The organism is Brachybacterium timonense, from assembly GCF_900258505.1.
Taxonomy (GTDB): domain Bacteria; phylum Actinomycetota; class Actinomycetes; order Actinomycetales; family Dermabacteraceae; genus Brachybacterium; species Brachybacterium timonense.
The window spans coordinates 166,652-184,931 of record NZ_LT984895.1 but is presented as its reverse complement, the minus strand read 5'-3'; the positions used below and the strand labels follow the sequence as shown (position 1 = coordinate 184,931).

The 18,280-nt window shown below is 65.5% G+C and carries 17 protein-coding genes, 2 tRNA genes and 1 pseudogene; 13 read left to right on the top strand and 7 right to left on the bottom strand.

Translation table 11 applies throughout. The features are described from left to right. Positions 1 to 51 precede the first annotated feature (51 nt). Genes yidD through rpmH form a run of 3 tightly spaced genes read right to left on the bottom strand, consistent with a single transcriptional unit; the run spans position 52 to position 910 of the window. Positions 52 to 312, bottom strand: a complete 261-nt coding sequence (gene yidD / locus C8271_RS00820; protein ID WP_342751928.1) for a membrane protein insertion efficiency factor YidD — start codon at positions 310 to 312, stop codon at positions 52 to 54. A 59-nt stretch (positions 313 to 371) separates the two neighbouring features. Further along, positions 372 to 746, bottom strand: coding sequence for a ribonuclease P protein component (rnpA, locus tag C8271_RS00815; RefSeq protein WP_106505712.1), 375 nt, complete (start codon positions 744 to 746; stop codon positions 372 to 374). A gap of 26 nt (positions 747 to 772) precedes the next feature. Continuing rightward, positions 773 to 910 (bottom strand): 50S ribosomal protein L34, encoded by a 138-nt coding sequence (gene rpmH, locus C8271_RS00810; protein WP_106505711.1) that lies wholly within the window; start codon positions 908 to 910, stop codon positions 773 to 775. A 488-nt stretch (positions 911 to 1,398) separates the two neighbouring features. Between rpmH and dnaA the strand changes: the two genes are divergently transcribed. The 10 genes from dnaA to C8271_RS00760 all read left to right on the top strand — a co-directional run bounded on the left by dnaA (position 1,399) and on the right by C8271_RS00760 (position 13,753). Beyond that, on the top strand, positions 1,399 to 3,078 hold the full coding sequence (gene dnaA / locus C8271_RS00805) for a chromosomal replication initiator protein DnaA (RefSeq protein ID WP_106505710.1): 1,680 nt from the start codon (positions 1,399 to 1,401) through the stop codon (positions 3,076 to 3,078). 421 nt (positions 3,079 to 3,499) lie between these two features. After that, entirely contained in the window at positions 3,500 to 4,624 is a 1,125-nt protein-coding gene (gene dnaN / locus C8271_RS00800; RefSeq protein ID WP_106505709.1) for a DNA polymerase III subunit beta, read from the top strand. A 20-nt stretch (positions 4,625 to 4,644) separates the two neighbouring features. Further along, a complete protein-coding gene (gene recF, locus C8271_RS00795) occupies positions 4,645 to 5,916 on the top strand; it encodes a DNA replication/repair protein RecF (RefSeq protein WP_106505708.1) in 1,272 nt (423 codons plus the stop codon). Continuing rightward, positions 5,910 to 6,689, top strand: a complete 780-nt coding sequence (locus C8271_RS00790) for a DciA family protein (RefSeq protein WP_106505707.1) — start codon at positions 5,910 to 5,912, stop codon at positions 6,687 to 6,689. Before recF ends, C8271_RS00790 begins: the two co-directional genes overlap by 7 nt. 921 nt (positions 6,690 to 7,610) lie before the next feature. Beyond that, positions 7,611 to 9,650 carry a DNA topoisomerase (ATP-hydrolyzing) subunit B gene (gene gyrB, locus C8271_RS00785; protein ID WP_245921156.1) on the top strand — a complete coding sequence of 680 codons (2,040 nt, stop codon included), beginning with the start codon at positions 7,611 to 7,613 and terminating at the stop codon, positions 9,648 to 9,650. Between the two features lie 75 nt (positions 9,651 to 9,725). Next, positions 9,726 to 12,635: a DNA gyrase subunit A gene (gene gyrA, locus C8271_RS00780; protein ID WP_106505705.1), complete on the top strand. Its 2,910-nt coding sequence runs from the start codon at positions 9,726 to 9,728 to the stop codon at positions 12,633 to 12,635. 3 nt (positions 12,636 to 12,638) lie between these two features. Continuing rightward, on the top strand, positions 12,639 to 13,202 hold the full coding sequence (locus tag C8271_RS00775; protein ID WP_106505704.1) for a DUF3566 domain-containing protein: 564 nt from the start codon (positions 12,639 to 12,641) through the stop codon (positions 13,200 to 13,202). A gap of 164 nt (positions 13,203 to 13,366) precedes the next feature. Continuing rightward, positions 13,367 to 13,440 (top strand) — tRNA-Ile (locus C8271_RS00770). Between the two features lie 22 nt (positions 13,441 to 13,462). Then, positions 13,463 to 13,648: a DLW-39 family protein gene (locus C8271_RS00765; protein ID WP_106505703.1), complete on the top strand. Its 186-nt coding sequence runs from the start codon at positions 13,463 to 13,465 to the stop codon at positions 13,646 to 13,648. 32 nt (positions 13,649 to 13,680) lie between these two features. Next, positions 13,681 to 13,753 (top strand) — tRNA-Ala (locus C8271_RS00760). Positions 13,754 to 13,924: 171 nt separating this feature from the next. Here the strand turns inward: C8271_RS00760 and C8271_RS14390 are convergent. Then, positions 13,925 to 14,098 (bottom strand): annotated as a pseudogene (locus C8271_RS14390) (IS30 family transposase); the annotation flags it as partial. Between the two features lie 66 nt (positions 14,099 to 14,164). Here C8271_RS14390 and C8271_RS00750 point away from each other — a divergent pair. Both C8271_RS00750 and C8271_RS00745 read left to right on the top strand, forming a co-directional pair. Continuing rightward, on the top strand, positions 14,165 to 14,806 hold the full coding sequence (locus tag C8271_RS00750) for a TetR/AcrR family transcriptional regulator (RefSeq protein ID WP_245920700.1): 642 nt from the start codon (positions 14,165 to 14,167) through the stop codon (positions 14,804 to 14,806). After that, a complete protein-coding gene (locus C8271_RS00745; protein WP_106505702.1) occupies positions 14,803 to 15,159 on the top strand; it encodes a DoxX family protein in 357 nt (118 codons plus the stop codon). The genes C8271_RS00750 and C8271_RS00745 overlap by 4 nt, the downstream gene beginning before the upstream one ends. Positions 15,160 to 15,199: 40 nt before the next feature. Here C8271_RS00745 and C8271_RS00740 read toward each other — a convergent pair whose 3' ends face one another. Both C8271_RS00740 and C8271_RS00735 read right to left on the bottom strand, forming a co-directional pair. Next, the gene (locus C8271_RS00740; protein WP_342751956.1) at positions 15,200 to 15,850 is read right to left on the bottom strand and encodes an MFS transporter; all 651 of its coding nucleotides are present in this window, start codon (positions 15,848 to 15,850) and stop codon (positions 15,200 to 15,202) included. 26 nt (positions 15,851 to 15,876) lie between these two features. Beyond that, a protein-coding gene (locus C8271_RS00735; protein ID WP_245920698.1) for an IS3 family transposase occupies positions 15,877 to 17,141 on the bottom strand; the annotation gives its coding sequence in 2 pieces (ribosomal slippage) (positions 15,877 to 16,829 and positions 16,829 to 17,141; 1,266 coding nt in all). Between the two features lie 78 nt (positions 17,142 to 17,219). Here C8271_RS00735 and C8271_RS00730 point away from each other — a divergent pair. Then, complete coding sequence (locus tag C8271_RS00730) at positions 17,220 to 17,444, top strand: helix-turn-helix transcriptional regulator (protein ID WP_106507770.1); 225 nt, start codon at positions 17,220 to 17,222, stop codon at positions 17,442 to 17,444. Between the two features lie 3 nt (positions 17,445 to 17,447). Here C8271_RS00730 and C8271_RS00725 read toward each other — a convergent pair whose 3' ends face one another. Then, positions 17,448 to 18,161 (bottom strand): SOS response-associated peptidase, encoded by a 714-nt coding sequence (locus tag C8271_RS00725; RefSeq protein ID WP_245920696.1) that lies wholly within the window; start codon positions 18,159 to 18,161, stop codon positions 17,448 to 17,450. Positions 18,162 to 18,280: the final 119 nt, after the last annotated feature.

The window sequence follows — 18,280 nt, the reverse complement described above, 5'->3', positions numbered from 1 at the left end:
CGTTCATGCCGTTCGGCGGCTCACGGTCGGGTCTGGGGTCAAGGGTAGGCCCTACGGGGCCGGCTTCCTGAGCCGGCGAGGATTGGACCACATGCCGGGGGCCGGAACCGGGTCCGGGCCTCCACGGGTGAACGGGTTGCAGCGAAGGATCCGCCAACTGGTCAGCAGCAGGCCCTTCACTGCGCCGTGCACTCGGATGGCATCGATCCCGTACTGCGAACACACTGGGTAGAAGCGGCACGCCGGCGGCGTGTAGGGCGAGATGCCCACTTGGTAGGCCCGCACGGGCAGCTGCAGCAAGCGTCGCGGCATCCGGGAGATCATGTGCCCTGTGCGCGGCGCCCGGCTCCCACCGGGTGTCCGTCGTCGTCTCATGCGCCGAGCCCTCGTGTGTGCCGCGCTGCGTACTTCCGCACAGCGGCGTCCACGGCGTCATACACCTGCGCGCGCAACGTCGCGAAGGGTGCGTCAGCGATGCCGGGCAGAGCCCTGATGACAATGCTCGTGCCCTCGGGCAGTTCTGCCAGCTGGGGGCGGATGATCTCCCGTAGCCGGCGGGTCACGAGGTTGCGCACGACGGCATTGCCGATTCGTTTGGACACGACGAATCCCACGCGCGGTGCGGCCGGGCCGTCCGGGAGGACAGCCAGATGCACCACCACGTGGGATCGGGCGGCTCGGGTTCCGCGGCGGGTGACGACGCGAAAGTCGTCACTCGACCGGAGCCGGTGGCGCGACCAGGTCACGGCCGCAGCACCGCGAGGCTCGAGCCTCAGGCCGACAGTTCGGCGCGGCCCTTGGAACGGCGAGCGTTGATGATGGCGCGGCCGGCACGGGTACGCATGCGGGCGCGGAAGCCGTGCTTCTTGGCGCGGCGGCGGTTGTTCGGCTGGAACGTGCGCTTGGTCATCGGTTCTCCTCGGTCGTGGGCACGGGTGTGCCCCTCACGGTGGCTTCTCGTCGCCGGTGAGATCGGGCGCTCCCGCTGCTGCGGGGCGGCGCACGGCGCACGCCGTTCCGATCGGCGTCCCTCCCGATCCCCTTGCTGCGCCGCGACAGCGACGGCCCGGCCGGATCTGCATGCCGCGACCGGCCATGCAGTTCCGACAGTGAGAGCCCGGGAGAGGGCGCACTGGCTGACTGGTCGATCCTAGGAGTGCCCCTGCGTGCGGTCAACGGATCGTGAGCGGCTCAGTGGCTGGTGTGGTCGGATTCTCACCCGACGCACGCTGACGTGCTCGGCGTACAGGGCCTGGCTGTGTGGTCTGGCTGTGTGGTCTGGCTGTGTGTTGGAGTCACACCGTGTAGCCGTGCCCCGCGAGGCCCCGCATCCCCGGACATAATGTGGAAAACTACGTGGACAACTCCTCCCGTCCCCGGCCGAGAGCACGAAGATCCATGGAAGAAGCCGTCGAGCCCGACGTCATCTGGTCCCGCACCCTGCAGATCCTGCGGCGCGACGACACCGTCTCGCAGCGTGTGATGGCGCTGCTCATGCTCTCTCGACTGATGGCCGTCGTCGCGGACACCGCACTGCTCGCAGCCCCGTCAACCTCGACGAAAGACCTGTTTGAGCACCGGATTGCCGCTCAGCTGACGCAGGCTCTGAGCGAAGCCACCGGGACGGAGATGCGCTTGGCGGTCACGGTGGATGAGTCACTGCTCGAGGACGAATCGCCTTCTGCACCTGTGACCTCGGCATCGGGGATCGGCCGTGCACACAATGTGGATGATCTTGTGGATGACCATGGCCCGTCTGTCCACACTCCGGATGGTTCGACGGGGACCACCGCAGCGCGAGGATCCCTCCCACGAAACGCGGACTCCGCAGCACCGAGCCCGCGCACCCGTGACCTGCCAGAGCAGTTCCGCCCGCTCGGCGTCGGACCGTCGGCCGATGAGGAACCCTCTCCGCAGCTGCCCGTTCCCGAGACGGAGGACTCCCTGCGCGGCTTCTCAGCGCCGTCACCCACGCCCGCTCCTCGCCCCGCCCCTTCGAGTGAGGACGGGGAGTCCACGCTCGGCACAGATTCCCGTCTGAATGCGAAGTACACCTTCGACACGTTCGTGATCGGTTCCTCCAACCGCTTCGCTCAGGCCGCTGCGTCGGCCGTAGCGGAAACCCCCGCCAAGGCATACAACCCGCTGTTCATCTACGGCGGCTCCGGACTGGGCAAGACTCATCTGCTGCATGCCGTCGGGCACTACGCGCAGACGCTCTACCCCGACATCGTCGTGCGCTACGTGAACTCGGAGGAGTTCACAAACGACTTCATCAACTCGGTGCAGTCCGGTCAGTTCGGCAAGGCCCAAGAGTTCCAGCGCCGCTACCGGGACATCGACATCCTGTTGATCGACGACATCCAGTTCCTGCAGCGCGCCCCAGAGACGATGGAAGCGTTCTTCCATACGTTCAACACGCTGTACAACTCCGACAAGCAGATCGTCATCACCTCCGATCTGCCACCCAAGGAACTGGGCGGGTTCGAGGACCGCATGCGATCTCGCTTCGAGATGGGGCTCATGACAGACGTGCAGCCGCCGGATCTCGAGACCCGCATCGCGATTCTGCGCAAGAAGGTGGCGCAGGAGAACACCGGCGAGGTGCCGCGCGAGGTGCTGGAGTACATCGCCAGCCACATCTCCACGAACATCCGAGAGCTCGAAGGCGCGCTGATCCGTGTGCAGGCGCTGCACTCGCTGTCGCGGCAGCCGATGGATGTCTCACTCGCTCAGACGGTGCTGAAGGATCTGCTGGCCCATGATGACGGTGCCCAGATCACCGCGAGCACGATCATCGCCCAGACTGCGACGTACTTCGGACTCAACGTCGACGAAATCACCGGCACCGGACGCTCACGGCGTCTTGTCTCCGCCCGACAGATCGCCATGTACCTGTGCCGCGAGCTGACGGACATGCCCCTGATCCGTATCGGGGAGGAGTTCGGGGGTCGCGACCACACCACCGTGATGCACGCCAACAAGAAGATCAGTGAGCTCATGAAGGAGCGTCGCGCGATCTTCAATCAAGTCACAGAGCTCACAGCGCGCATCAAGAACTCCAGCTCACGGGCCTGATCATCCCCATTGTGGATAACTCTGTGGAGAATGGGGACGCAATGGCATCGGCCCTGGAGTCGATGTGCATGGCCGAATGACACGAATCGTCAGTGGCACACGGTCTCACCCACAGTCCGTGGACAGTGCACGCCGTGTCATACACGAGGCGTGCACGTGGTGGTCATGCGATGCGACCAGGGACGATGACAGTTCTCCACTGTGTCCACCGCTGTGAAGAAGAGGAAGTCTGTTCTTCTAGCTCATGGGTTGTGGAGGGCGGCCGGGGTCTGAGCGTGCGTCGGCGCAGCGGCAGACCATGCCCAGAGCACAAACGGATCACGGAGGGGATGAGCGGGCCCCTCGACGTATCGCCCGGATGCTGGAAAGCCGATACGCTGTGATCCGTTCCGATGCATGAGCACGTGAAGGAGAGGCTCCGGTGAAGTTCCACCTTGATCGCGGCGCCCTGGGTGACGCCGTCACCTGGGCCACTCGCACACTTCCAGTGCGCCCCGCGATGCCAATCCTCCAGGGTGTGCGCATCGTGGCGGACACCAGCGGAGAGCTGCAGCTGTCGACCTTCGATTACGAGGTCAGCGCGCAGATCACCCTCGATGCTGAGGTCGATGAAGGCGGTGAGGTGCTGGTCCAGGGCCGCATGCTCTCCGACATCGTCCGTGCCCTGCCGAACAAAGACGTCTCCGTTGCGCTCGAAGGCACCAAGCTGCAGCTGCGCTGCGGCAGTGCCCGCTTCGCCCTGGCCACCCTGCCTGTTGAGGAATACCCGCAGCTGCCATCGATGCCACCGGTTGCTGGCTCTGTTCCGGCCGACGTCTTCTCCGAAGCGATTTCCCAAGTCACGGTCGCAGCCTCGAAGGATGACACCCTCCCGCTGCTCACCGGGGTGAAGGTCGAGATCGAGGGCGAGAAGGTCACGCTCATGGCGACCGACCGCTACCGACTGGCGATGCGCGAGCTGAGCTGGAACCCTGCGAGCCCCGGCGCCGAGCTCACCGCTCTCGTGCGTGCCCGCACCCTGCACGAGGTCGCCCGCTCGCTGGCCACCGGCGGCAGCGTGGACATCGCATTGGCCGACGACTCCGCCGCCAAGCTCGTCGGCTTCGAGTCCGGGGGCCGACGGACCACCTCGACCCTGGTCGACGGTGACTACCCGCCTGTGCGTCGACTCTTCCCGGACTCCTCCCCGATCACCGCCGTGATCGCCACGGCCCCCCTGATCGAAGCCGTCAAGCGCGTCTCCCTCGTGGCCGAACGCAACACCCCGGTGCGCCTGTCCTTCACCGAGGGGCAGGTCGCTCTCGAGGCCGGCGCCGGCGACGACGCTCAGGCCAGCGAGGTGCTCGAAGCACAGCTGGAGGGTGAGGACCTGGTGGTCGGCTTCAACTCCGGCTTCCTGCTCGACGGCCTGGGTGCACTGGGCACCGAGTTCGCTCGCCTGACCTTCACCGACTCGATCAAGCCGTCGGTGATGAGCGGCCAGGATTCCCTGGAGGGCACCCCGGACGGCTCGTACAAATACCTGATCATGCCGATGCGGATCTGAACGGCGGGGGTGACCCCTCCGTGCAGCTGACCACCCTCGATCTGGTCGACTACCGCTCATACCAGCAGCTCAGCCTTGCCCTCGAGCCGGGCATCACCGTGTTCGTGGGCCGCAACGGTCAGGGCAAAACCAACATCGTCGAAGCGCTCTGGTACCTCGCCACGCTCTCGAGCCATCGCGTTCCGCATGATGCCGCGCTCGTGCACCGAGGCAGTTCGACCGCCGTGATCCGTGCTGGGTTCCAGCGAGCCGGGCGCCCCCTGCAGGTCGATCTCGAGATCACCCCGGGCCGCTCCAACCGCGCCCGGGTGCAGGGCCAGAACCTGCCGCGTCTGCGCGATCTGCTCGGCCACGTCCGCGCCGTGCTCTTTGCGCCCGAGGACCTGGGCCTGGTCAAGGCTGATCCGGAAGGTCGACGCCGCTTCCTGGACGAACTGCTGTTCCTGATCGCGCCCCGCTTCGCATCGGTGAAGGCCGACTACGACCGCGTCCTCAAGCAGCGCTCGAACCTGCTCAAGCAGATGCGCTCCATGCGTCGCGGCGGTCACGGCCGGTCTGTGGGTGGACTCGACCCCGAGGATTCGGCCCGATCCACCCTGGTGGTGTGGGATCAGCAGCTTGCTCGCTTCGGGGCGGAGCTTCTGCGTGCCCGGATTCACCTGGTCAACCGGTTGCGTCCCCATGTGGGCTACTCCTATCTGCGGGTCGCTACCGATGAGGGGGCCGACGACGCTCTGGATCTGCCACCGGCCGACCGTGGCGCCGTATCCTCACCAGCGGACATCGTGTACCGCTCCGCTGTGCTCGATCACCTGAACGCCCCCGAGGGATCGCTGCCCAGCGTCCACGAGCTTCACGATGCTCTGCTCACGTTGCTTGAGCAGCGCCACGACGACGAGATCGACCGCGGTGTCACCCTCGTGGGTCCGCACCGCGATGACATGGAGATCCGCCTGCACGACTTCCCCGCCAAGGGATATGCGAGCCACGGCGAATCCTGGTCGCTCGCGCTTGCTTTGCGTCTTGGCTCGTACGACCTGTTGCGCCTGGAGGAGGGAGATCTGGGCGACGGCGAACCGATCCTCATCCTCGATGATGTCTTCAGCGAGCTCGACGTGCATCGCCGCGAACGACTCGGCCGAATCATTGCCCCGGCCACCCAGGTGCTCATCACCACGGCGAACGACTCCGACATCCCCGCGTCCCTGCATGGCGAGATCCGTCTGGTGGATGTCACCCTCGGTGAGGCAGTGCCCCGGAAGGACGGCATTTCGGAGAGCAGCTCATGGTGAGCGCACCTCGGCGAGCTGTGGCGAACCCGTACCAGCTGTCCACCTGGAGCCGCACCGATGCGGAGGCACAGTCAGCCGAGCAGGACCAGTGTGCGGATACCGCAGCCGCGTCACAGACAGGCCCCGGACATGCCAGAACTCAGATGGGCCCGGCCTCGGATTCGACCGACGGCGCCATACATGTCGACGCCGTACAGGCGGACGACGACGCGTCCCAGGATCCGCCTGATCCTCCCGAGCTACCGCGCGCTGATGACCCGTTCGAACTGGCCCGCCGCACCGTGAACCGCTCCCGTGCCGCGGCACGGGACCGCGGGCTCTTCCCGATCTCCGCGAAGACTCAGCAGCGGGCTCATGACCTGCGTGACCGGTCCCTGTCCGCCCCCGGGTTCTCCGGTGCACGACCCGACCCTCGCGATCCGCAGTCCATCGCCGGTGTGATGCGCCGGGTGCTCGGGGATCTGGGCTGGACCGAGGGCATGAATGCCGGACGCGTACTGGAGGAATGGGATGAGATCGTCGGCCCGTCGGTTGCTGAGCACTGCCGCCCTATCTCACTGGATGCGGGCGTTCTCGTGGTGAGCGCCTCGTCGTCCGCGTGGGCCGCGCAGCTGCGGATGCTCACCCCGCAGCTCATCTCCCGCATCGAAGAGCATGTGGGCGCGCATGTGATCAGCGAGCTGACCGTCACCGGACCGGCAGCCGCCCAGTGCTCCTGGAAGAAGGGGCGCCGCACGGTCACTTGGCGCGGGGTGCGTGATACCTACGGGTGAATACTGGGTCGATGCATGAGCCCCGAAATGGTCCGACAGTGGACATGCGGAAAGCAGAGAATATGTTGTCGAAACGCATTGTTATCACTGCTGTCGGCTTCTGCCTGATTCCCGCTTCTCTCGTCCTTGCGGGATGCGACGTTGATAGTGATCCAGAGCCAGACCTCGATCGCGTACGGTCTGTATGGGAAATGGACATTCCGGCCGACGCGGAAGTCGAAGACTATTGGAGTTCGGAAGTTGACCTCCAGGGTGGACGCGACGATCTGTACGTCGTCTCGATACCTCAGACATCTCGCGGTGGCACATGGGATCCGGTTCAGTACACCGAAGGTGTCCCGGCTAGCGGTTCGCCCGATCCCGCAGACATTGCTCGCGCATCCGGAGCGCCGCTCGCAGAGGACATATTCGACGAGCTCTCATGTCAAGAACCCGTGCGGCGGGGGCAGGATTACATTCTTTTGTGCTATCACCCACGAGATGATTTGTTCTATATTTTCGAGCAAGTTTTTTAGTGACGTGCTCTGAATCGTGAGTTCCACATCGGTCCGACACCATGCATGTCGACACGGCCGGGGTCCAGGTGCATCGGCGCGAAGATGGTGGTGTCGAGTCGATGGATCTGATCGTCTGGCTGCATACGGCGCGGGAGGAGCCGTACGCCATGCCGTGACCGCCGCACGGGTGAGGATCGCTCGAGGCGCCTGTGGCGCATCGGACCCTGGTCCGTGGGGGTCCACCCGGAACGGGGGTCGATAGCGTCACAGCCCCGTTTACGGCCCGCTGGCGGGCCCTTGCCCTGTTCTCGGCCTTCGACGCGGTAAACTTGGGAAGGTTGACCGACAGGATCGAGGAGCGCACCCCGTGAGCGACATTCCCCCCACCGAACAGCCTGAGCAGTCGGACGCTCCTGCCGACGACATCGCCGAGAAGCTGCCGGCCCACTACGACGCCTCGGACATCACCGTCCTCGAGGGCCTTGAGGCCGTGCGCAAACGGCCAGGCATGTACATCGGCTCTACCGGTGAGCGCGGCCTGCACCACCTTGTGTGGGAGATCGTTGATAACTCGGTGGATGAAGCCCTGGCCGGGCACGGGGACTCGATCGAGATCACGCTGCTGCCCGACGGCGGCGTGCAGGTGGTCGACCATGCCCGCGGCATCCCCGTGGACATGCACCCCACGGAGAAGAAACCGGCCGTGGAGCTCGTTCTCACCGTGCTGCATGCTGGCGGCAAGTTCGGTGGCGGCGGGTACTCCGTTTCCGGTGGCCTGCACGGTGTGGGCTCCTCCGTGGTGAACGCGCTGTCCTCCCGCATGGAGGTCGAGATCCGACGCCAGGGCCACGTCTGGCGCCAGGCATACGTGCGCGGCGTGCCGGAAGCCCCCCTCGACAAGGGTGAGGAGACCACCGAAACCGGTACCACCATTCGCTTCTGGCCGGACGCGGAGATGTTCGACACCGTCACCTTCGACTCCGAGGTGTTGCGCAAGCGTTTCCAGCAGATGGCGTTCCTCAACAAGGGACTGCGCCTGACCTTCACCGATGAGCGCCCCCAGGAGACCGAGGAGGACCCGGACCTCGTCGATGTCGAACTCGAAGCCGAGAAGGCCAAGGAGACCGCCGAGGGCGAGGGCACCGAGAACAAGTCCGGAGCCAAGACCTGGACCTACCGTTATGAGCGCGGTCTGAAGGACTACGTCGAGTTCATCAACGGCGCCAAACGTGCCGAGGTCGTGCACCCGGAGATCATCGACTTCGAATCGGAGGACACCACCCAGGAGATCTCCGTGGAGATCGCCATGCAGTGGACCGGCGCCTACTCCGAGTCCGTGCACACCTACGCCAACACGGTGAACACCCACGAGGGCGGCACCCACGAAGAAGGTTTCCGCTCCGCGCTCACCGGTGTGGTGAACCGCTACGCGAAGGCGCAGGGCCTGCTCAAGGACAAGGACCCGAACCTCACCGGTGAGGACATCCGTGAAGGCCTGACCGCCGTTGTGTCCGTGAAGCTCGGCGAACCCCAGTTCGAGGGCCAGACCAAGACCAAGCTTGGTAACACCATCGCCCGCACCTTCGTCTCCAAGGTGATGACTGACCAGCTTGGTGACTGGTTCGAGTCCCACCCGGCTGAGGCGAAGGGCATCGTCACCAAGGCGCAGTCGGCGGCCGCTGCCCGTGAAGCTGCCCGCAAGGCCCGCGACGCCACGCGCCGCAAGTCCCCGCTCGAGGCGGGCGGCATGCCCGGCAAGCTGCGTGACTGCTCGAGCCGCAATCCCGCCGAGTCAGAGATCTTCATCGTGGAGGGTGACTCCGCTGGTGGCTCCGCCGTCTCCGGTCGTGATCCCCGTACGCAGGCGATCCTGCCGATTCGCGGCAAGATCCTGAACGTCGAGAAGGCTCGGCTTGATCGCGCCCTGGATAACCAGGAGATCCGTTCCCTGATCACCGCCTTCGGCACCGGCATCGGCGAGGATTTCGACGCCACGAAGCTGCGCTACCACAAGATCATCCTCATGGCGGACGCCGATGTGGACGGTCAGCACATCTGCACACTGCTGCTCACGCTGCTGTTCCGTTACATGCGCCCCCTCATCGAACTGGGCCACGTGTTCATCGCCATGCCCCCGCTGTACCGCCTGAAGTGGTCCAACGCACCGCATGAGTACGTGTTCAGCGACGAGGAACGCAATGAGCGTCTCGACGCTGGTCGGGCCGCCGGCAAGCGGATCCCCAAGGACAACGGCATCCAGCGCTACAAGGGCTTGGGTGAGATGGACTGGAAGGAACTGCAGTCCACCACCATGGACAGCGCCACCCGGACCCTCAAGCAGGTCACTGTGGATGAGGCCGCCGACGCCGACGCGATCTTCTCCGTGCTCATGGGCGACGACGTCGACGCGCGACGCCGCTTCATTCAGGAGAACGCCAAGGACGTCCGCTTCCTCGATATCTGATCCCCGCCGTCGGGTGCAGCGCCCCGAGCGCGCCCCGCACGGCCGCCACCATCAGGCCCCCGACGAAAGGCCCCCATGAACAGCGATCCGCACGATCCCACTACCCCCGTCGGCCCCACCGACCCTGACGACGCGAACCCCACGGGCGCGGACGGTGTGGGCGAGGCCAGCACCACGGGGGAGGGCGCCGGCGAGCAGATCCGGCCGGGCGCCCCGGTGAGCCCGGGCGCCTCCGGAACCACCGAAGTCTCCGCCTCCGAAGCGGCCGACCGCACTATCACCCTGGTGGATCCGCTCGACGGTGACGACGGGGATCGCATCACCCAGGTGGATCTCAACCAGGAGATGCAGAAGTCCTACCTCGACTACGCCATGAGCGTGATCGTGGGACGCGCCCTCCCGGATGTGCGCGACGGCCTCAAGCCCGTGCACCGCCGCATCGTCTACGCGATGTACGACGGCGGCTACCGCCCCGAACGGTCCTTCTCTAAGTGCGCGAAGGTCGTCGGCGACGTGATGGGCAACTACCACCCGCACGGCGACAGCGCGATCTACGACGCCATGGTGCGTCTGGTGCAGCCCTGGGCGATGCGGTACCCGCTGATCCTGGGGCAGGGCAACTTCGGTTCCGCGGGCGACGACGGTGCTGCCGCCCCGCGCTACACCGAGTGCAAGATGGCACCCCTGGCGATGGAGCTCGTGCGCGACATCGACCAGGAAACCGTCGACATGCAGGACAACTATGACGGCACCGTCGACGAGCCGACGATCCTGCCTGCACGCTTCCCGAACCTGCTTGTGAATGGGTCGGCAGGCATCGCCGTCGGCATGGCTACCAATATCCCGCCGCATAACCTGCGCGAAGTGGCTGATGCGGTGCAGTGGCTGTTGACCAACCCAGAGGCCACCAAGGAGGAGCTGCTCGAGGCCTGCCTGACACGCATCAAAGGCCCCGACTTCCCCACGGGTGCCACGATCGTGGGCACCAAGGGCATCGAGGAGGCGTACCGCACCGGCCGCGGCTCCATCACCCAGCGCGCTGTCGTCTCCACCGAAGAGGTAGGCGGGCGCATGGCGCTCGTGGTCACCGAACTGCCCTACCAGGTCAACCCCGACACCCTGGCTCGAAAGATCGCGGAACTGGTCAAGCTCGGCAAGATTCAGGGCATCGCGGACATCACCGACGAGACCTCGGGCAAGACCGGCCAGCGCCTCGTTCTCACCCTCAAGCGTGACGCCGTCGCGAAGGTGGTGCTGAACAACCTCTACAAGCACACCCAGCTGCAGGAGAACTTCTCCGCGAACATGCTGGCGCTCGCCGGCGGTGTGCCGCGCACCCTGTCGATCGACTCCTTCGTGCGTGAGTGGACGAAGCACCAGATCGACGTGATCGTGCGCCGTACCCGCTTCCGCCTACGTAAGGCTGAAGAGCAGATCCACATCTACCGCGGCTACCTCAAGGCACTCGATGCCCTGGACGAGGTGATTGCGCTGATCCGTCGCTCCCCGGACGCTGACCGCGCCCGCGACGGCCTGATGGAGTTGCTGGAGATCGACGAGATCCAAGCCAACGCCATCCTGGCGATGCAGCTGCGGCGCCTGGCCGCTCTGGAGCGGCAGAAGATCATTGAGGAGCACGACCGGCTGCAGGCCCTCATCGAGGAGTACACCGCGATCCTCGCCTCGCCCGAGCGGCAGCGGCAGATCGTCTCCGAGGAGCTCGCTGAACTGGTGGATAAGTACGGCGACGAGCGCCGTACCCAGATCCTGCCCTTCGACTCCGACATGTCGATGGAGGACCTCATTCCCGAAGAGGATGTGGTGGTCACCATCACCCGCGGCGGGTACGCCAAGCGCACCCGCACCGACCAGTACCGGGCGCAGAAACGCGGCGGCAAGGGCGTGCGCGGCGCCTCCCTGCGGGCGGACGACGTGGTGGAGCACTTCTTCACCACCACCACGCACCAGTGGCTGCTGTTCTTCACCAACCAGGGCCGGGTCTACCGCATCAAGGGCTACGAGCTGCCCGAGGCGCCGCGAGACGCGAAGGGCCAGCATGTGGCGAACCTGCTCGCCTTTCAGCCCGATGAGCACATCGCTTCCGTGCTGACGCTGTCCACGTATGAGGACGCCGAATACCTGGTGATCGCCACCGCCTCCGGTCTGGTGAAGAAGACCGCGATGACGGCCTTCGACTCCAACCGCACCGGCGGCATCATCGCCATCAACCTGCGGGACATCGACACCCCGGACGGCACCGTGCCGGATCGCGTGATCGGTGCCCGCGCCGTGAATGGTGACGACCACCTGCTGTTGATCTCGAAGAACGGCCAGTCGGTCCGTTTCCCCGCCGCTGACGACGTTCTGCGCCCGATGGGCCGCGCCACCAGCGGCGTGACCGGCATGAAGTTCCGTCACGATGACGAGCTTGTGGGCATGGACGTGGTCACGCCGGACACCTTCGTGGTGACCGTGACCGACGGCGGCTTCGCCAAGCGCTCCTCGATCGACGAGTACCGTGTGCAGGGCCGCGGCGGCCTGGGTATCCGGGTGGCGAAGCTGCCCGATGACCGCGGCATGCTGGTGGGTGGCGCCGTTGTGGAGGAGACCGACGAGCTGCTGGTCGTGATGGAGAAGGGCCGCGTGGTCCGCTCCAAGGTGTCGGAGATTCCCGTGAAGGGCCGCACCACCATGGGTGTTGTCTTCGCCAAGCCTGACAAGGGCGACCGGATCATCCTGGTGACCACCTCCCAGGAGTCCGAGGAGGATGTGGACGACGCTGGTGGCGCTGCTGGTGCTGCAGGCGCGGGGTCCGAAGAGACGGTGAGCGCCGCCGATGAGGCTAAGGGTCCTGAGGCCGCGCAGGCAGATGTGAAGGGTACGTCGAGCAACGGCGCGGAGACAGCTGACGGGCAGTCGGATGATCTAGGCTCGGACCCGTCCGATCCGGCCGATGACTTGGCCGACGAATCCCCCGAGGAGTGATCCGTGGCGAGCACTGATGCGAACTCTCGCAACACGTCCGACGATGCCACTGCGACCCTGCCGGTGAGCAGCGATGATCGAGCCGCGACGTCCCGCGGCAGCTCCCGCAGCGGGGGCTCGACGAAAGAAGCACGCGGAGACGCGAGCCGCGGCGCGAGCCGCAGCCCCCGCAAGCAGGGCACGCCCGCAGCTGAGGCTGGCTCCCGTGGACCCCGCCGTGTGCGCCTCACCCTGGCGCGCTTGGACCCGTTCTCGGTGATGAAGCTGTCATTCCTGGTGGCGATCGCGATCGGCATCGCCACCGTGGTGGCGGTTGCCGTGCTGTGGAACGTGGTGGACGCGATCGGACTGTGGACCAAGATCGATCAGCTGGGCCGCGACATGAACTCCGGCAAGCCGCTGCCGTTCATGGAACTGTTCCAGTTCCGCAAGATGGTCTCCTACGGCGTTGTCGTGGCCGTCGTGAACATCGTGATCATCACGGCGCTCGGCACCCTGCTCGCGTTCCTGTACAACATCGTGGCCGCCCTGCTGGGTGGCCTACGGATCACCTTCACCGACGAGTGAACTGATCCTGCTCACGCCAGAAGCGCGCCGCTCCCTGGGGATGCGGCGCGCTTCATGTCATGTGACCTCGCGAACAGCCTGTGCATCTGAGTGGACCCACCTGGTCAGGGAACGGTAATGTGGTGCGCCGGTAGCTCAGCCGGTAGCATCCGGTGAGGCCGCACGGGCCTATAGCTCAGTTGGTTAGAGCGCTGTCCTGATAAGACAGAGGTCACTGGTTCAAGTCCAGTTAGGCCCACTCCACGGATCGGAGGACCCTGATGAAGGTGTTCAGGTACATCACCGTTCTGGTCGGCGCCGCGGTGACCGGCCTGCTCGTGTGGCGCAAGGTCGAATCAGACCGGCTGCGTGAGGACCTGTGGACCCAGGCGGAGTCCATCTCGCCCGAGAAGGAGACCGCCGTCCCTCGCTCAGAGCCTGTCGCGGCACCCGTCGGCCGGAACTGAGCGGGACATCCCAGCGCCGTACGCGGCGCTCAGGGGCCTTGGCGCAATTGGTAGCGCATCTGCTTTGCAAGCAGAGGGTTACGGGTTCGAGTCCCGTAGGCTCCACTCCACGCACAAGGCTCGAACCCTTGCCATCATCGATGGTTTCGGTTCGGGCCTCGTTGCTGTCTTGGGTGCAGATATGGGCGGGCGGTGTCAAGTCGTTGAAGCAACATGGGGCTCGCCATCGAGCAGTCGAGCGAGTGCCTCGGTGGGGGTGAGGTAGCCGAGCCGTCTGCGGGGTCGGCGTTTGGTGCGCTTGGACTGCAGGAAGATCCCTCGCCGTGCGAGCTCCCCGCGGGGCATCGCGTAGATGTACTGGTAGATCGCCTCAGCGGACATTGTGCGGCCCTGGGCATCGGGAGAGTCCGGCATGCGTTCAACGGTCGGGTCTGCAGCTTCCAGGCGCACACTCCAACGATCAGACCCCCACCGACCGGGAGCGGCGCTACGACGCAATGACACCACGTTGCCGCCATGCTGTGTATCCTGAACCTGTTCACTGAACATGTTCAGGAGGTGAAAATGGTTACTTCTAGAACTGAGGCGCGACAGACGACGCGCCGTGCCGTCCTGCATGCTGCTGCTCGGCTGTTCGAGGAGCGCGGTTTCCTCGCGACGACCGTGCGAGACATCGCCCAGCAGGCCGGCGTGAGTGTCGGGACCGTCATGGCATCTGGCGACAAGGAGGCTTTGCTCGTTGAACTTTTCGACGGCCTCATCGAGGAACGCCAGCAACTCGCTGGCACGCAGGCGCTCGGCGTCAATGTCCGGTGCGACGCGGACGTGGTCGCCGTGGTGGAGCCATTCGTGGTGCTCTTCGGCGAGCGTCGTCACCTTGCCCAGTCCTATGCCTCGATCCTTGCGAGCGGAAGGCACTCCTCTGTTGTCTTCGCCGACCTCGCGCGCCGGCTGATCGCTGTGTTCGAGCAGATCCTGACTGTCTGCGGATGTTCACGGCCGATGGAGGTCCGCAAGCGAGCCGAAGCGCTTCACGCGGCGTACATCGGAAGCTTGTTCATCTGGTCGGCAACCCCGGAACGATCCGCATCGGAGTTCCTGGCTCAGCTTCGCGAGATCTTTGCGGCGATCTGCCACCATGAGGAAGGCGACTCATGATGTTGTTGCCGTCCTCGTGGGTGCTACCAGCGTTTCTGGCAACCGTCCTCCTTGTAGATGTCGCACTGTCGGTAAGACCGGTCCGTTTCATCCGCGACTGTCTCCACAGTGTTCGCTTCCCCGAGGAATGGTGGTGGGTTCTTCTCGTTGTCAAGACGCTTGCGGCATCCGGACTCATCGTGGGCATCTGGATCCCCGGACTCGCCTTCTCGGCGAACTGCGGGGTCATCGCTTACTTTCTATGCGCAGCTGCGGCCCACATCCGAGCAAGAGCGACAGGATCGGCTTTCTGGATCAACTGCCTGGGGATGCTGGCACTTTCCTGCGCCATCCTGGCGTTGAGCGTCCTCTAGCTGTTTTGGTCGGAGACATTGGTTGACGGCGTCAGGTCCATCATGATTTAGGCTCACTTGAGTTCGATGCGCCTTGAGACAGTGCCCAGATCGCAACACCAAGCACCAGCACGAACGCCCCACAGCCCAGGGCGACCATGTGTTGCGCGCTAGCATAGTCAGCGGCCCGGCCGGAAGCTCCAGCTGCGACCTGGTTGGCAATCGTTTGATCGGGAATACGACGCTGCACAAGAACAGTGAGTAATGCCGAGTAGCACGCCACCGCTAGTGCCTCGGATCCGATACGGGCGAAGTTCAGCAGTCCGGCAGCACTGCCCGACGAGTGGCCCGGCACCCGGGCCAGGGCCTCTCCATCGACCACGCCGAGAGGAAGCCCGAAACCGAGCCCGATTAGCGCTAGGGCAGGCACGACCGCCCACACAGGCATACCCGGATCAAGCGCCAACATCGCGACCGAACCTGCCACCAGACAGCCGATGGATGCGGCCAGGACTGGACCGATGCCAATCTGGTGGCGCTTCATGACTGAGACGGTCGCACCCGGGGACAGGATGACGGGAAGGGTCGCGACGAGCATCATCGCCCCGGCCCGTCCTGCGTCCCAGCCGTGGATCGCGCTAAATGCCGCGGGAAGGTAGGTCAGGAAAGTCACGAACCCCACCGAAGCCGTGATCGGCACCAGTGTCTGAATCGCCCTGGGTCTGATGGAGACTCGCGCTATTTGATTCCGACCAGGTGTTCGCGGTCGGCTTGGACAGCATAGAACGCGTTCTCGAACTCGGCGGGCGGGACGTCGCCGAGGTAGCCGTGGAGGCGCTGCGTGTTGTGCCAGTGCACCCAACCGAGGGTGGCGAGCTCGAGATTCTCGACCGTCTTCCACGGCCCGGACCTCGCGGGTCCGCGGACGAGTTCGGCTTTGTAGTACCCGTTCACCGTCTCGGCCAGGGCGTTGTCATAGCTGTCGGCGACGGTCCCGATCGACGGTGTCGCGCCGATCTCCGCGAGGCGTTCGCCGTAGCGAATGGACGTGAATTGAGACCCCGCGTCGCTGTGACACCGCAGGTCCGCGTGGCGGTGACCTCTGGACCAGCGGGCCATCTCGATGGCGTCGAGGATCATCTCGGTGCGCATGTGCGACGCGACCCGCCACCCGACGATCATGCGGGAGAACGCGTCGATGATGAAGCACACGTACGCGACACCGGCCCAGGTCGCCACGAACGTCAGATCCGTCACCCAGAGCCGGTTCGGAGCGGTCGCGGTGAACTCCCGCTGCACCAGATCCGGGTGTCGCGCGGACGCCGGATCCGGCCTGGTCGTCTTCACCCGTTTCGAGCGCCTCGCGCCCTCGATCCCTGCCACCTTCATCAACCTCGCGGTCTGGTCGCGGCCGATCGCGATCCCCGCCCGCCGGGCCGCCTTCCAGAGCTTGCGGACCCCGTAGACCCGGTAGTTCGCCTCCCACCGCTCGACGAGCCGCGGGATCAGCCCCTCATCCCGCACTGCACGGGCGGACGGGGTGCGGGTCTTGGCGGCGTAGTAGCTGCTCGGAGCCACCTGCAACTGTCTGCAGATGAGCTCGACTCCGAGCCGGCGACCGTCGACGAGGTCGTCCTTGTTCGCGTCGATGAACGCGACTACTTCCGGTAGTGGCGGTCGAGCTCCCCCCCCAAGAAAGACGCGGCCCGCTTGGGCACCTCGTTGGCCCGGCGAAGCTCCCGGACCTCCTGTTCGAGCTCTTTCACCCGTTGCGCCTCCGCCGAACTCACACCGGGCGTGACGCCGTCATCGATGTCGGCCTGCTTCACCCACATCCGCACGGATTCGACCCCGTACCCGAGCTGCGTCGCGACTCGCTGCACCGTCCCTTGGGAGGCGCCGAGTTCGGCGCGCAATGTCCTCACCATCCGCACCGCGGCGGCCTTCTCCTCGTCCGAGTAGCGACGCGTCGTCGGCTTCCCGTTCGACAGTTCCTTCGGCATAACCCCATCCTCGTTTCCAAGGTCAGGAGCCTCCAACAAACTCAGGGCGCTTCAGCCGACCCTCGAGGGACAGGCCGCCTGGCCTCGTCGAGGGTCCGCTTCATCCCCCTCGAGCACGTCCAGGAGATCCTGTCCATCAGCCGCTCCCAGGCGTACGCCCTGGTTCGATCAGGGGATCTGCGCGCGATCCAGGTGGGCGGCCGCGGCCAGTGGCGAGTAGAGCTCACGGAACTCGAGGCCTACATCGAGCGCGCCTACCAAGCCGCAGCAAAAGCGATCTCCAACGACACAGTCACCGACTGACGCTCAGTCGGCCTCCAACGGAGCGATGAGCGATGGATCGGTGTGATCGAGGGTACGGACGTTGTTGACCTGTCGGTCCACGCGCCGAGTGACGAGTTGGCTGGCTACCGACGTGGAGACCTCGTCGAGCTGTGCGAGTAGGGGATCCTTTTGCTCGGCCTCGAGCTTCCCAGGAGACAGCCACTCTCCCAGGATGTCCTCGGTGAGGAAGACGGGCATGCGGTCGTGGACCTCGCCGCCGGCGTCCCGGGCCTCGCGCGTGACGATCGTGAAGGTGACGTTCCAGCCGTCGCTGCTCTCGTCTTTGCGGGCTGCGGTGAGTCCGGCGGCGTGCAGTAGCTGCCCGTCGGGGTGGTGGATGAAGTAGGGGTCCTTGCCGCCGTCGTCGGCTTCGACCCACTCGTAGTAGCCCGTCATGGGCACCACCGCCCGGGCTGAGGAGAAGGGGCCGCGGAACATGCCGTTGGTCGCGATGGTCTCCAGGCGCGCGTTGATCGGGCGGGGCCCCTTGTCCTTCGCCCACGAGGGGTGCAGTCCCCAGCGGGCGAGCTCGAGGCTGCGGTGCAGCTCGCCCTTGTCATCCACGAACTCGCGCACCACCGGCGCCTTGGTACGCGGGGCGATGCTGTACACCGGATCCCACTCAGCTGCCCGGTCCTGACTCGTCGCCAGGTAGGCACGCAGCAACCCGTCTCCGTTGCCGGGGGAGAGATTCATTCGGCTGAGCAATGTTCTCAGGGTTCTGCGTCAGTGCCGGATGAGGCGCGGGCCCGGGACGCACCTCACGGTCGATGCCTACTACGTGAGTCCGTGGCGCGCCGAAGCTTCGAGTTCTA